Source organism: Oscillibacter sp., from assembly GCF_028693505.1.
Classification (GTDB): Bacteria; Bacillota; Clostridia; order Oscillospirales; family Oscillospiraceae; genus Oscillibacter.
Window position 1 is genome coordinate 1 of sequence record NZ_JAQUVF010000023.1, and the last position, 13658, is coordinate 13658.

The following is a 13658-nucleotide window of genomic DNA, read 5'->3' on the forward strand; positions in this document are numbered from 1 at the left end:
TGTGCCGCTCAGCAACTTTTTAAGGTTACCACACTTTCGTTCGCTTGTCAACTGTTTTTTTGAATCTTTTCAAAATCAGTTCCGGCCAACCAGTGTTTCTCGCGGACAGCTTAGTTAGAATACCAGACCCCATTCCATTTGTCAACCCTTAATTTTGCTTTTTTGAAAAAAGGCGGCCACACATTCTGCTTCTTACATAGCTTTCACTTCGTCAAAGACCCGTTCAATTTCCGCGTCGGGTTTTGCAGTGAGCAGACTCACCGTCACGATTGCGACACACGCTACGATAAACGCGGGCAGCAGCTCATAGATGCCCCACGCGCCGCCCATGGGGGCGATCAGATACTTCCAGACGAATACCATCACGCCGCCGGACACCATGCCCGCCAGTGCGCCCCATTGATTGGAACGCTTCCAGAACAGGCCGAACAATACGACGGGGCCAAAAGCCGCGCCAAATCCCGCCCACGCAAAGGAGACCACACGGAATACCGAACTGTTGGGGTTGCGCGCCAGGAAAGCGGCCACCAGAGAGATCCCCACCATGACGCTGCGGGCGAGCAGCATGCTCTTCTTTCCCGTGATATTCATTTTAAAAAACTCAACCGCGAGATTCTGGGAAACGGAGGAAGATGCCGCCAGCAGCTGAGAGTCCGCGGTGGACATGGTAGCCGCCAAAATTCCCGCCAGAATCACGCCCGCCAGCAAAGCGGCAAACATGCCGTGCTCGCTGATGAAGCTGGCAAGGCGAACAATGATGGTCTCCGCATCCGCCAGCTGCTCCAGCGTGCCCGCCTTTGTCATGCCGTTGCCGACGACGCCGATGAAGATGGCCACGCACATGGAAATGACCACCCACGTCGTCGCCACACGGCGGCTGAGGGAAAGCTTCTTCTCCTCACCGATGGCCATAAAGCGCAACAGAATATGGGGCATTCCAAAATACCCAAGGCCCCAGGCCAGCAGCGAACAAATGGTCAGGAAGCTGTACGGATTGGACCCGCCGGTAGCCGGGTCGTGAATGTTCACCATGGACAAATAGCCCGCCAGCGACTGGGCGTTGGTCAAAACCGCATCCATACCGCCGGCCTTGGTGACGCCAAATCCCAGCACTACAACCAGCGCCACTGTCATAATCATGGATTGGATCAGATCCGTAAAGGACGCCGCCAAAAAGCCGCCCATCACGGTATAGATCACAATGACCGCCGCGGAAACCAGCATCGCCGTCACATAATCAATTCCAAATAAGGTATGGAACAGTTTGCCGCAGGCGGAGAAGCCGGAAGCGGTGTACGGCACAAAAAACACGATGATAATGACCGCGGCAATGGCAGCGAGCAGGTTCTTTTCGTCGCCCCAGCGCTTGGAAAAGAACTGGGGGACCGTGATCGCGTCCAGCCGCGTGGAGTAGCGGCGAATCCGCCGGGCCACGATGAGCCAGTTGAGGTAGGTGCCCACCGCCAGACCGATGGCGGTCCAGCCCGCCTCCGCAAGGCCCGTGACATAGGCCACGCCCGGAAGGCCCATCAGCAGCCAGCTGCTCATGTCGGACGCCTCCGCGCTCATGGCGGTGACGAAAGGTCCCAGCTTTCGTCCGCCCAGATAAAAATCGTCTACGGAATTGTTCTTTTTTGCAAACCAGATGCCCACACCCAGCATTGCAGCCAGATATACGGCAATGGCCAGCAAAATACAAACCTGTGCACTTGTCATGATTCTCTCTCCTTTTGCAATTCAATGGGAAGTATCATATCATACTTAAAGGCAGAATGAAATACAGAACAAAGTATAGAATTCATTCTATACTTTGTTCTGTATAAGTTAAATATTCTTTTTATTTACAGCTGTTTCAGACTGTACGTTTTTTAGAAATCAAATAGGATAAAAAACAAAATAAAATCATTCTACTCCTCACGCGCCTGATAGGTTCTCAAAAACATGGGCGTTACGCTGTCTGTATAGGCAACAAGGGAGTACTCCCCGCCAGATAAGCACCAGTCGTACAGCAGCGCCCGCTCCCACAGGGCGTAGGCCTTGACGATCTCGTTGACGGTGCGGTCCTTACGCACCTGTCCGCTTCCCTGCCCCTCCGAAATGATTTGACGCAGCAGCTTGAAATAGATGCGGTTGTGGTCCAGCAGGTGCTTTTCCCCTTTGGCCAGAAGCTGAGTGGCGAGGAGACGCGCCAACAGGTCGATGGAAATTCCCCCGTCAATCATGGCAAAAAGCTCATGGTTGAGGTAGATGAGCTGCTCCATGGCGCTCATGGAGCGGTCCATCTCCTGACGCAGCTGTTCGTATTTCTCGTCAAAGACATAGGCAAGCGTCCCCAGAAGCGCGTCCTTGCCGTCAAAGTAATGATAGAACGACCCCTTGGAGGTCTCCGACTCAAAAACGATATCCTCCACGGTGGTATCTTCGTAGCCCTGCTCGTAAAAGAGCTTCCAAGCTGCGGAAATGATGCGTCCCTTCGTATTTCTGGCGTTCTTTCTCGGCATATCCGCACCTCCCATTTTTTCTCTGGGCCTATCATACCTATTTAAAATGTACAATGCAAGTCCATGCTCCTCCTTCTTTCGCATGATTTGCATGTTTTTTAGCACCTTCTCCAGTAGCTTTTGATGTTCCGTGCTGTTATAATGGTGCAAAAATAAGGTAAGAGGAGGAACGGCTTTTGAAATTCTGGAAAATGAACGGCGCCGGCAACGATTTTATTGTGCTGAACAATCTGGAAGAACACCTGCGCGCGGAGCGTTTTCCGCACATTGCGCAGGTCTTGTGTGAGCGGCATCTTTCCATTGGCGCCGACGGGCTGATGGTGGTGGACGCTCCCACCCAGGGCGGCGATTACAAAATGCTGTTTTTCAATTCCGACGGCAGCATGGGCGAGATGTGCGGCAACGGCGCCCGGTGCATTTGCCGCTACGGTTACGAAACCGGTCTGGCCAAGGACACGCAGACCGTGGAAACCACCGCCGGCATCGTGACGGGACGGCGCATTGACCGCCGCTTGTATCGCATCCGGCTCAACGACCCCTCATTGATTCGGTTGGACTGCCCGGTGGAGGTGGACGGCGTGCGGTACGCCTGCTCCTACGTGGAGCTTGGAAATCCCGGACTTCCCCATGCGGTGATCCCCTATCATGGTCTCAAAGACGCGGATGAAAACGAGCTGCGGGAGCTGGGACGGAAAATTCGCCGCCACAGTGCCTTTCCGAAGGGCGCCAACGTCAACTTTTATGAAATCGTCGGAGAGGATGCCGTATACGAGCGGACCTTTGAACGGGGCGTGGAGGACTTCACCTACGCCTGCGGCACCGGGACCGGGTCTCTGGTGGCCGTTTTGACCTTGCAGGGCAAGGTCAGCGGGCAGGGCGTCCGGGTGGACATGACGGGCGGGCAGCTGGTGATCGACGCGGTGCGTGAAAATTCGCAGATCACCGATCTTTATCTGGCAGGGCCCACGAACATTGTTTGTAAGGGAGAGGTCACGGATGAGGACCTTGCTCCTGCAAAATAGATTTGTAAGTGTGTAAAAAACCGAGGAGGAGAAAGTTATGGAGAAGAAATCCGTCGCCAAAAACTATGTGTTTTTGGCCATCATGCTGGGTTCCATGGTCCTTGGCGCTGTCGTAGGGTGGTTCTTTCCCATTGTAAAGGACGCCGACGGCAACCTCATCAGCGCAGGCGCCACCGTTTTGAAGCCGCTGGGCTCCGTGTTCATCAACATGATGTTCTGCATCGTGGTGCCCATGGTGTTCGCATCCATTTCCAGCGCCGTCGCCAATATGGAAAGCCGCAAGCGCGCCGGTAAAATTATGGGCGTCACCGTTGCCACCTTTGTGATCACCGGCGCCATCGCCGCCGTCATCATGTATTTCCTGATGAAGATGTTTCCCCCTGTATTGATTCCCTGGGCGGAGATTCCCGCGGAGGAGATCGGTGAGCACGCCTCGCTTGCCACCATGATCGTGAACTTCTTCACCGCAGAGGACTTTGTGGGACTGCTCTCCCGCCGGGCCATGCTGCCCCTGATCGTCTTTTCCCTGCTATTCGGCTTTGCGGTGAACCTCAACGGCGGCAAGGAAACCCTGGTTGGAAAGTTTCTGGAGGACCTTTCCAATGTGATGCTGCGCTTCGTGAAGATCATCACCTACTATGCCCCCATCGCCTTCTTCGGCTTCTTTGCCGATCTGGTAGCCACCTATGGCTCTCAAATCGCGGCAAACTACGTCCGGGCGCTGGTGGTCTACTATCCGCTGTGCTTCATCTACATTTTCACGGCCTTCCCCCTGTTCGCGTGGTTCGGCGGTGGCAAGGGCGCGATCAAGACCATGTTCCAGCACATTGCAAAGCCCGCCGTCGTCTCGCTCGGCACCTGCTCCTCCGTGGCCACCATCCCCACCAACATGGAAGAAGCGCAGGCCACCGGTATTTCCAAGGATGTTTCCGACATGGTGCTCCCCCTTGGCGCCACCATGCATATGGATGGGTCCTGCTTCTCCTGCGTTTTGAAGATTGCCTTCGTGTTCGGCGTGTTCGGAATGGACTTTGGCGGCGCGGATATGCTGATTAAGGTGATTCTGGTGGCGGTGCTGTCCTCTGTGGGCATGTCCGGTGTTCCCGGCGGCGGCTACATCGGCGAGTACATCATCTGCTCCATCTTCTTCGCGGACCACATGGAGCTGGCCTTCCCCATTCTGGTGACCATCGGCAATCTGGTAGATCCCCCGGCGACCATGATCAACTCCGCCGGCGACTATGTGGTCAGCTACATCGTCTCCCGGTTTGTGGACGGCAAGGACTGGCTGCAAAAGGCAGTCGCCGCCAAGAAATAACCTGTTTTCGCTCAAAAAAGCCCTGCTCCGATGGAGCAGGGCTTTTTTGTTTTTCAGGTCCTTTTTTTCTGCATCTCTTCCTTGACGCTCTGGCCAAACGGCGTGGCGGCAAGACCGCCCAGCGCCGTCTCCCGGAATTCCACCGGCAGCCGGCCGCCCACATCTCCCATGCAGTCGATGACCTGATCCACCGGCACCCGGCTGGTGATGCCCGCCAAGGCCATATCCGCGCAGCTGACGGCGTTGACCGCGCCCACCACGTTTCGTTTGACGCAGGGCACTTCCACCAGTCCCGCCACGGGATCGCAGATCAGCCCCATCAGGTTTTTCAGTGCCATGGCCACCGCATGGCCGATCTTTTGCGCGTCTCCGCCCCGCAGCGCCGTCAGCGCTCCTGCCGCCATGGCGGAAGCCGTGCCGATCTCCGCCTGACAGCCGCCGGACGCGCCCGCAATGCAGGCGCGATAGCTCACCACCGCGCCGATGCCTGCGGAGACATACAGCGCCTTGAGGATTTCCTCCTCATCCGCGCGCCCCGCCTGATAGAGCGGAACCAGCACCGCAGGCAGCACGCCGCAGGCGCCGGCGGTAGGCGCCGCCACAATTTTCCGCATGCAGGCGTTGGACTCCCCCACGCACAGCGCCGTGGTAATGACCTCTTGCAGATATTCCCCGCACAGGGTCTCCCCCTTGGCCGCATAGGCGCGCATTCTCTCTCCGTCGCCGCCCACCAGTCCGCTAAGGGAACGGCGCTGGCCCTGATACGTCTCCACAGACTCCAGCATCGCCTTCCAGGTTGCCTGCATTTTCTCTTTGGAGGCCTCCGCCGTCACCTGGCGTTCCTCTATGTCCGTGTCCTGAACCACTTTCCAGAAAGGCTTCTTCTCTCTTTCGATCTTTTCAAAGATCTCTTCCATGGAATCCAGCGCCATCTCAGTCTCCCTCCTTTTCGTAATACGTAATATCCCGGATATCCTTCAATTCTTTAATCAGTATCCGCACCACAGGGGGGACCCGTTGATCCGTCTCAATGACCATCAGCGCATCGCCGCCCCGGCGGGAGCGGCAAAGGTTCATATTGGCAATGTTGATCTTGGCGTTGGAAAGCTCCCGCGTGACCTCCGCCACCTCGCCTTCAATGTCCAGATGGCGGATAATCAGCGTATTGAAGCCGCCCGTGAAGCTCACATCCACGCCGTTGAGCTTGTCCACCCGAATCCGTCCGCCGCCCGTGGAGGCCGCCTGCATCACAAGTTTTCCGCCGTCGGCATCCTCCACCGTCAATACGGCCGTGTTGGGATGCGCCTCCCGCAGTCTGGCTGTGTAGAAGGAAAAGGACAGTCCCCGCTCCGCCGCCAGATCAAAGCTGCGAGGGATATCCAGATTGTCCGGACGCAGCCCCAGCAGTCCCGCCACCAGCGCCCGGTCCGTGCCGTGCCCCTGCCCCGTCTCCGCGAAGGAGCCGTACAGCCCGATCTCCGCCTTCACCGGCGGCTTGCCAAGCAATGTCCGGGCCATCCGGCCGATCCGCACCGCTCCGGCTGTATGGGAACTGGAAGGTCCTACCATGACCGGTCCCAAAATATCAAAAATATCCAGCATTGTATACGCACCTCCCGCTTGTTTTGTTCTTCTGTGAAAGACAATATCACATTATTTTATCTTTCACAAGCCCTTTTTGCAAAGGTTGACCATCTTTCTTTTTTTTCGTATACTAGGAGCAGAAAAGGAGGGTTCGCCATGTCCACTCTACTGCTGAAAAACATTGATACGCTGGTCACCTGCGACGAAGGAGACCGGATTCTCCGCCATGTGGACCTCTACTGTGAGGACGGTTTTATTCGCGCCATCGGCCCCGCTCTGGCCCGGCAAGCCGACTTGACGCTGGACGCCACGAACCTCTGGTGTTACCCGGGGCTTGTCAACACGCACCACCATCTCTATCAGGTCTTTTCCCGCAATCTGCCGCAGGTGCAGAATCTGGAGCTGTTCGACTGGCTCACCGCCCTGTATGAAATCTGGAAGGGGCTGGATACGTCCGTGGTGCGTCTTTCCTCCCTCACCGGCATGGGGGAGCTGCTCAAGCACGGCTGCACCACCTGCTTTGACCACCATTACGTATTTCCGCAGGGCTGCGGAGATTTGATCGGCGCGCAGTTTGCCGCCGCGGAGGAGCTGGGCATCCGCATGGTGGCCTCCCGGGGCAGCATGGACTTAAGCCGGAAGGACGGCGGTCTGCCGCCGGACAGCGTGGTCCAGACCGTGGACGAGATCATGCGGGACTCTGCCCGGGTCATCGAGACCTATCACGACCCCCGCCCCGGGTCCATGCGGCAGGTGGCGCTGGCTCCCTGCTCCCCGTTTTCCGTCAGTGCGGAGCTTTTGCGTCAAAGCGCCCTGCTCGCCCGGCAATACGGCGTCCGGCTTCACACCCATCTTTGCGAAACGCAGGATGAAGAGCAGTATATGCTTTCACATCACGGCGTCCGTCCGCTGGAATTCATGGCCTCTCTGGGCTGGACCGGGCCGGACGTGTGGTATGCCCACGGCATCCATTTTAATGATGAAGAGCTGCGGGAGCTTGCCCGGACCGGGACCGGCGTCGCCCACTGCCCCATCTCCAACATGAAGCTCTCCTCCGGCGTCGCCCGCATCCCGGAAATGCTGAAGCTGGGCGTCCCCGTGGGGCTGGCGGTGGATGGCTCCGCCTCCAACGACGGCTCGTCTTTGATGGAGGAGCTGCGGGTGTGCTATCTGCTTCACCGGCTCCACTCCAGCAAGGACGCGCCGTCTGGCTATCAGGTGCTGAAAATGGCCACCCGGGGCAGCGCCCGGCTGCTGGGCCGCAGCGACATCGGTTCTCTGGCGATCGGCAAGTGCGCGGATTTCTTTTTGGTGGATTCCCGGCGTTTGGAGCTGGTGGGCGGCGCGTGTAGCCCCGCCGACGTGCTGGCCACCGTGGGACTGCGGGGCAGCGTGGACCATACGGTGGTCAACGGAAAGCTGGTGGTCCGGGACGGAGCGCTTGTCAACGTGGAGGAAGCGCGTGTTGCGGCGCAGGCCCGGGCATGTTGGAAGACCTACCTCGAAAAAAGCTGACACGCAAGAAGATGCGCCGTCGGCGGACCGCAGCAATGGGTTAGGTCCGCCGGGACACACTGACATCCGTTAGAATTGTCATAAATTGAAACTGTTCCGTTACGCATTCCCCGCTCGCTGCGCTTACAATCAGCGTAAACGATGAAAGAAGGGATCTGCATGATGCAAAAACGGGCGCTGGCTCTCACAGCAGCGCTGCTTTTAGCCGTAACAGTCGGCTGCGCCGCCCCCGCCCCGGCTGCGCCGGAGGAGACGCCGCCAGCCCAGACGCAGCCGGAGGAGACGCTTTACGACTGTGGCGGTCTGGAGGCCGCCATTCCCGCGCAGTACGAAGGCAAGTTGGTGGTAAAGCTCAGCGGCAGGACGGAGCGTCCTTGGGGCGTGCCGCTGCTGGACGTTTACGAAAAGGCCAGTCTGGACGCCTTTGAAGCGGACTATGGCAGAAGTGAAGGCGTTGGGTTCCTGTTCGGCATCGCCCGGCTGGATCAGGCGGCTTACGAGCAGCATCTGGTGAACGATTACGGTGGCGTCCATCCCTTCGCCCGGGACAACGCGGGAAACTACTACGCCCAGACCAACGCCACCGACGTGCAGTTCTACCGTGCCGACAACGTGATTGACCAGCAGAGCGCGGAGTGGAAAGCTTGGGAGGAACTGGGCGCGCTGGGCGATCAGGTCATGGCGGATTTCACGGAGCGCAACGGTCTCACGCCCTATGACGACAGCACCTTCTATGATCGCAGCTTTACCTACGACGGTGACCACGCCTACGTGAAGTATTACAATTACTACGACTTCGACGGCGACAAACGGATGTGGCAGACGCTGGTGCTCTCCCAGCCCGCCGCGCAGGGCGAGGGCGGCATCTGGTGCGTGGAGCGGTTTTACGACGTGGGCGGAGAGGTGTACTACGCGTTTCCAAACGTGGGCTCCTCGGCGGCGGAGCACTACGCGGATTTGCAGGCCCAGTGCGACGCCGGCGAGCGGACCGATTTGCTGACGCCCCTTGGCGCGGCGCTGGATTTTGTCCGCACCGGCGGCTGGTACAACGATGAGACCGTCACCGCCGAGAGCCTTGCTGTCACCGACGGTCCGGACACCGAATACTTTGAACTGAACGCCGCCATGCGCGCCGCGCTCCACAGCCACACCGGCGCAGGTCTGGATTTTTCAGACCCGGACGATCCCACGATTCCGTTGTTTTTGGAGCGTCTATCCGCCTTCACCCCGGATACCTGGGGCGTGCTGGGGCGGTATGAATACGGCTTCGACTGGTGGACGCCCATAAAGGACGCTGTGACGCAGGTCGCCGTCGGCACGGATCAGGAATCCCGGGACGCAGCCGTGATGCACCTCTATCTGACGGTTCCCGGCGAGCCCTACCGAGGGGACCTTGCCGCCATTTTGCAGGCCCAGCGCTCCGCGGACGCCGACGCCTTTGACGCCGCCGCAGCAGCGTTCCGGCGGTGGCGGTCACCTTTCCGATGCGCCCGCCCTTTTGCAGATATTCCAGCGTATCCACGGAAAAGAACGGAGAGGTGCTCTCGATCAGCTGCGGCACCCGGCGCTGCGTCAGCTCCTCCCAGTCCATGCCGCTGCGGATATCCTCCGCCAGCTGGAGCACGGTAAGTCCCTGTCCCAAAGAACCGCTGAGGGAATCGAACACGTGCACTGCCAGCCGCCCGCGGCACTCCTCCGCAATCAGACGGACCAGATTATATGTGCCGGAAAGTCCGCTGGAAAGCATGACCGCAATCACGCCGTCATAGCCCTCCACCGCAATGCTTTGAATGGCCCGGCCAATGTCGTCTCCGGCAGGCAGCGAGGTCTGGGGCAGCTCCCCCGCCCGAAGTCTTTCATAAATGTCCGCGCCGCGAATATTCACGCCGTCGGCATACTCGCCGTCCGCGCAGAGGATTCGCAGAGGGACCGTATAAATATGATTTTCCGCCGCCAAAAGCGGCGTTAGATCCGCGCAGGAATCTGTCAGCAATGCTATCTTTTTTGGATGCATCATCGTCTCTCCAACTCTAATCAGATTTTAACGCACTGCGTAGATTATCCCACAAATGCGCAAAAACTGCAAGCCCTGTCCAAACTGAAGATGAAAAAGAGCCGGAGACGGCTCTTTTTCATCTTCAGCCCCCGGTTCCTCCGCGGGCAGGTATTCAATTTTTCTCGCTCTCTGCCGGTTCATCATCCGGCATTCTCGGCGTGTTCCTGTTGCCGGCCGCATCCGCCATGTGCTCGTGGTCAGCTTCGCTGCGGTGGGTGCGCCAGAAGGAGGTGTCGATTGGGGTATTCTCCTCAAACAGGTCGTAGTAATCCTCGTCCCGCAGCACCGGACGGCGATGCTTGAAGATGGCGGTGATGGTGGGATAGAGCACAATGGCGATCAATCCGCCGGAAAAACCGTTGTTATAGAGATTCAAGCCTGCCACAGGCCCACCGGTTTGCAGCACCAGCGCAGAGTGGATAAACCCTGCCAGAATCCCAAACGGCCAGCCGAAGTGTCCGGCGATGGGCGCCAGCGTGGTACCGAACAGTCCCGCCAGCTGAAGCGCCGGGTAGTCCGGCGTATAGTGCATCCCATAGGCGCCAAGGGTCACGCCCGCCATTACAGGAATGATGTTGAGCGCGTGCTTGCCGAAGGCGGAAAAGCCCATGATCGTGAAGATACCGCCCACCGTGGGACCATTCAGTTCCCCGCCTACAATTAAAACATAGGCGATCCCAAGGATGCCATTGATGCCGATATTCACCAGCACCGGCCCGGCGCCGAACATACGCAGGTAGTCGCTGGGCGCGCGGCCCGTTGTGGAGAGCAGACGGCGATACCCGGCCCAAACAGCCCAGAGCGGTACGCCGGTTCCGTAAAAGCCGATCAGCATCATGGAGACGCAAAGAACGCTCACCACGATGATAAACACGCCGTTGTACTCCGTGGCCCAGTAAAGCGCGGAGTCCGGTTTGTCGCCAAACGCCGTCAGGATGGGAACCACCATCATGGCAAACAGCCCGCAGGCAAACCCCATATTGTAAAGGTTCATACCGTTTTGGATTCGGTATGTATACGCTGAGAGCGAAGGCAGGAGAAAGCCGATGATGATGCCCGTCACAAGGCCCAGCGGCAAGCTTGCATGGATACTGCCCAGCGCCATATAGCTGACCATGGGCGCCAGCGCGGTGGCCAGCAGCGCAACGGAGGCGTACTTGGCAAACGGCTCCCGCTGATATTTGGAGTAGAGCCACGTGCCCAGAATGATGGGCCAGATGTTAAAGCAGTTCTTTCCAAACAGCGAAAAGCCGGCCATCAAGCCCATTTCCACAATGGTAAAGCCGTTGAACGGGTCCCCGGAAAGCTTGATGATGCAAATGGAAATAGCCGTCACGATCCCGGCGTTGACCAGCGCCGCGCCCACGCCCCCGATATACGCATAGTCGGTAATCAGCAGATCCTGCATCGTTACGATCCGATAGAGACCCACAAGAATGTTTTCCGGCGTGTCCATCACAAATCCGAGAAAAATCAGCCCTGCGGAAAAGACGAGGGTGGCGGGAAAGATCTCCCCATAACGCGCATGGGATTGCACAAAGCATCCCTCCTTTTCCACGAAAAATTCTATTCTTTTTTCATTATACATTCCCTATGCCTTACAGGCAACAAAGAATTTTCGTTTTTCTTTCCTGATTTCCGGAAAACGCAGCTTTTTAAAAAGGCGCCTTTCTTTTTCCGCACCCTTCCTGCCGCAAACCCACGCAAAAGGAGGAGGGCCCGTCAACGTGCCCTCCTCCTTCAGACATTTTCCAAAAGCTTTTGCGCAAACGACCGCGTCCGCGTCTCTTTCTCCGCATCCAGAAACGGAACGTCGTAGCTCAGGTGCCGCTCAGCGTGACTGCCGAGATAGCGCAGGGCGGAGTGTCTGCAATAGCGCCGCATTCCCTCCTCAAAGAGGTCGCAGCCCTTCTCCGTCGGATAGCCGCAGGTCTCCAAAAGCGCCATGGCCTTCCCCGCCCACAGCGACGGCCCCCGCTCCTGCCCGTAATATTTGTTCATGCCGTACACCAGCCGGTCCAGTAGCGCCTTCATGGGCGCCGTGCAATACCACCCATAAATCGGTGTCGCCAGTACGATGAGATCGCTCTCCCGCACCCGGTCAAACAGTGCCTGCCCGTCGTCCTCCTGACGGCAGCCAAAAGCGGTCCAGTCCCGCTGACAGCTGCGGCAGGCCACACAGGGATGGATGTTCATTTCATAGAGCCAGAACACTTCCACCTCCGCGCCGCCGAAGGTCAGCTCCTCGCAAAAGGGTCTCAGCAGCGCCGCGGTGTTCCCCGTTTTCCGGGGGCTGCCCATCAGCACGCATGCCTTCATGTCAGCGCTCCCTTTCTCACCGCCATCCGGCCGCCCAGCGGCTGCGAGACCGGTTCCCGGTACTCCGGAACGCCGGAGGGTGGAGGAGGCTGCAAACGTTCCCGGGCTACCGCCAGCATCAGCTTGATGCGGTTTTCCTGATTGACGCGGGTGGCGCTGGGGTCATAGTCGATGGGCGTGATGTTGGACTGGGGATAGAGTTCCCGAATGCGGTTAATCATGCCCTTGCCGCAAATATGGTTGGGAAGGCAGCCAAAGGGCTGTGCGCAGACGATGTTCTCATAGCCCGCCCGGACCAGCTCGATCATCTCCGCGGTGAGGAGCCACCCCTCCCCCATCTTGTCGCCGGTGGAAATGACGCCTTCGGTCAGCTTCACCAGCTCCCGGAAGGGCAGCGGGGCGTGAAACCCATTCCTTTTTAAAACACCGATCATCTCCGACTCCATCTTCTCCAAAAAGCCGAGAAGCACGTCGGAAATATGCTTTTCAACGAAGGTCCCGCCATATAGCCGGGCCGTTTCCGAGGGATTGTAGATGCAATACTGCAAAAAGCCCATCAGCCCCGGCAAATTCACCTCGCAGTCCTGAGAGGCCAGAAATTTTTCCAGATCGTTATTGCCCAGCGGCGAGTATTTCACATAGATCTCGCCCACCACGCCCACTTTCACCTTTGGTACGCGGCGAACGGGAATGGCGGCAAACTCTTCCGCCATTTTTTCCATGGCCGCCTTTACCTCCCGGCTGGAAAAGCCCCGATTTTGCCCGATCCAACCGCAGATGGTGTCCAGCCAGGTCTGCTGCAAGGCTTCTGCCGCGCCCTTTTTCATTTCATAAGGCGCGGTCTGCGCCTTCAAGGTCACCAGCAGGTCCCCGTAGTAGAGGACGGAGAGCAGCTTGCGGAGGAAAGGCAGCGTCATGGGAAATCCGGAGTCTTTTTCCAATCCCGAGAAGTTCATGCTCATCACCGGCACCTGGGGATACCCTGCCTTCACCAGTGCCTTTCGCAGCAGGTGAATGTAGTTGGAAGCCCGGCAGCCGCCGCCGGTTTGCGTAATGATGAGGGCGGTATGGTCCAGATCGTACTTTCCGGAATCCAGCGCGTCCAAAAACTGGCCGATGACCAGCAGGGCCGGATAGCAGGTGTCGTTATGTACGTATTTGAGACCCAGCTCACAAACCTGACTGCCGCAGTTTTGCAGCAGCTCACAGTGGAACCCGTCCTGTTCCATGACTGCCGCCAGCATCCGAAACTGCACGGGAGCCATGTTTGGAATCAGGATCGTATGGGTCTTTTTCATCTCAGATGTAAAATGTGGATAGTGCATCAATTCCTGATCCATCCC

The 13658-nt window shown here is 58.0% G+C and carries 11 protein-coding genes; 3 read left to right on the top strand and 8 right to left on the bottom strand.

All coding sequences use genetic code 11. The features are described from left to right. Positions 1-192 precede the first annotated feature (192 nt). Together putP and PHI30_RS07925 are read right to left on the bottom strand one after the other, a co-directional pair. Entirely contained in the window at positions 193-1716 is a 1524-nt protein-coding gene (gene putP, locus PHI30_RS07920; protein WP_300026270.1) for a sodium/proline symporter PutP, read from the bottom strand. 191 nt (positions 1717-1907) lie between these two features. Continuing rightward, on the bottom strand, positions 1908-2501 hold the full coding sequence (locus PHI30_RS07925) for a TetR/AcrR family transcriptional regulator (protein WP_300026272.1): 594 nt from the start codon (positions 2499-2501) through the stop codon (positions 1908-1910). A 176-nt stretch (positions 2502-2677) separates the two neighbouring features. Between PHI30_RS07925 and dapF the strand changes: the two genes are divergently transcribed. Then, positions 2678-3523, top strand: a complete 846-nt coding sequence (dapF, locus tag PHI30_RS07930; protein WP_300026275.1) for a diaminopimelate epimerase — start codon at positions 2678-2680, stop codon at positions 3521-3523. A 37-nt stretch (positions 3524-3560) separates the two neighbouring features. Further along, entirely contained in the window at positions 3561-4841 is a 1281-nt protein-coding gene (locus PHI30_RS07935; protein ID WP_300026278.1) for a dicarboxylate/amino acid:cation symporter, read from the top strand. 53 nt (positions 4842-4894) lie between these two features. Here the strand turns inward: PHI30_RS07935 and sdaAA are convergent, their stop codons facing one another. Continuing rightward, on the bottom strand, positions 4895-5773 hold the full coding sequence (gene sdaAA / locus PHI30_RS07940; protein WP_300026281.1) for an L-serine ammonia-lyase, iron-sulfur-dependent, subunit alpha: 879 nt from the start codon (positions 5771-5773) through the stop codon (positions 4895-4897). Between the two features lies 1 nt (position 5774). Then, positions 5775-6443: an L-serine ammonia-lyase, iron-sulfur-dependent subunit beta gene (gene sdaAB, locus PHI30_RS07945; protein WP_300026284.1), complete on the bottom strand. Its 669-nt coding sequence runs from the start codon at positions 6441-6443 to the stop codon at positions 5775-5777. Positions 6444-6581: 138 nt separating this feature from the next. On the opposite strand from sdaAB, the gene PHI30_RS07950 reads away from it, so the two are divergent. Next, the gene (locus PHI30_RS07950) at positions 6582-7940 is read left to right on the top strand and encodes an 8-oxoguanine deaminase (RefSeq protein ID WP_300026287.1); all 1359 of its coding nucleotides are present in this window, start codon (positions 6582-6584) and stop codon (positions 7938-7940) included. A 1222-nt stretch (positions 7941-9162) separates the two neighbouring features. On the opposite strand, the gene PHI30_RS07955 is transcribed toward PHI30_RS07950, so the two are convergent. From PHI30_RS07955 to PHI30_RS07970, 4 genes are all read right to left on the bottom strand, one after another. Continuing rightward, positions 9163-9957, bottom strand: a complete 795-nt coding sequence (locus PHI30_RS07955) for a DegV family protein (protein ID WP_367186357.1) — start codon at positions 9955-9957, stop codon at positions 9163-9165. Positions 9958-10108: 151 nt separating this feature from the next. Continuing rightward, complete coding sequence (locus PHI30_RS07960) at positions 10109-11554, bottom strand: DUF1576 domain-containing protein (RefSeq protein WP_300026289.1); 1446 nt, start codon at positions 11552-11554, stop codon at positions 10109-10111. A gap of 182 nt (positions 11555-11736) precedes the next feature. Continuing rightward, complete coding sequence (locus PHI30_RS07965; protein WP_300026291.1) at positions 11737-12315, bottom strand: flavodoxin family protein; 579 nt, start codon at positions 12313-12315, stop codon at positions 11737-11739. Further along, positions 12312-13655, bottom strand: a complete 1344-nt coding sequence (locus PHI30_RS07970) for a 2-hydroxyacyl-CoA dehydratase (protein ID WP_300026294.1) — start codon at positions 13653-13655, stop codon at positions 12312-12314. Before PHI30_RS07970 ends, PHI30_RS07965 begins: the two co-directional genes overlap by 4 nt. Positions 13656-13658: the final 3 nt, after the last annotated feature.

Excerpts from the sequence above, each read along its gene's own strand:
- PHI30_RS07970 (WP_300026294.1), bottom strand. The coding sequence starts at position 13,655 with ATGGATCAGGAATTGATGCACTATCCACATTTTACATCTGAGATGAAA.
- PHI30_RS07935 (WP_300026278.1), top strand. The coding sequence starts at position 3,561 with ATGGAGAAGAAATCCGTCGCCAAAAACTATGTGTTTTTGGCCATCATG.
- PHI30_RS07950 (WP_300026287.1), top strand. The coding sequence starts at position 6,582 with ATGTCCACTCTACTGCTGAAAAACATTGATACGCTGGTCACCTGCGAC.
- sdaAA (WP_300026281.1), bottom strand. The coding sequence starts at position 5,773 with ATGGCGCTGGATTCCATGGAAGAGATCTTTGAAAAGATCGAAAGAGAG.
- sdaAB (WP_300026284.1), bottom strand. The coding sequence starts at position 6,443 with ATGCTGGATATTTTTGATATTTTGGGACCGGTCATGGTAGGACCTTCC.
- PHI30_RS07955 (WP_367186357.1), bottom strand. The coding sequence starts at position 9,957 with ATGATGCATCCAAAAAAGATAGCATTGCTGACAGATTCCTGCGCGGAT.
- putP (WP_300026270.1), bottom strand. The coding sequence starts at position 1,716 with ATGACAAGTGCACAGGTTTGTATTTTGCTGGCCATTGCCGTATATCTG.
- PHI30_RS07925 (WP_300026272.1), bottom strand. The coding sequence starts at position 2,501 with ATGCCGAGAAAGAACGCCAGAAATACGAAGGGACGCATCATTTCCGCA.
- PHI30_RS07965 (WP_300026291.1), bottom strand. The coding sequence starts at position 12,315 with ATGAAGGCATGCGTGCTGATGGGCAGCCCCCGGAAAACGGGGAACACC.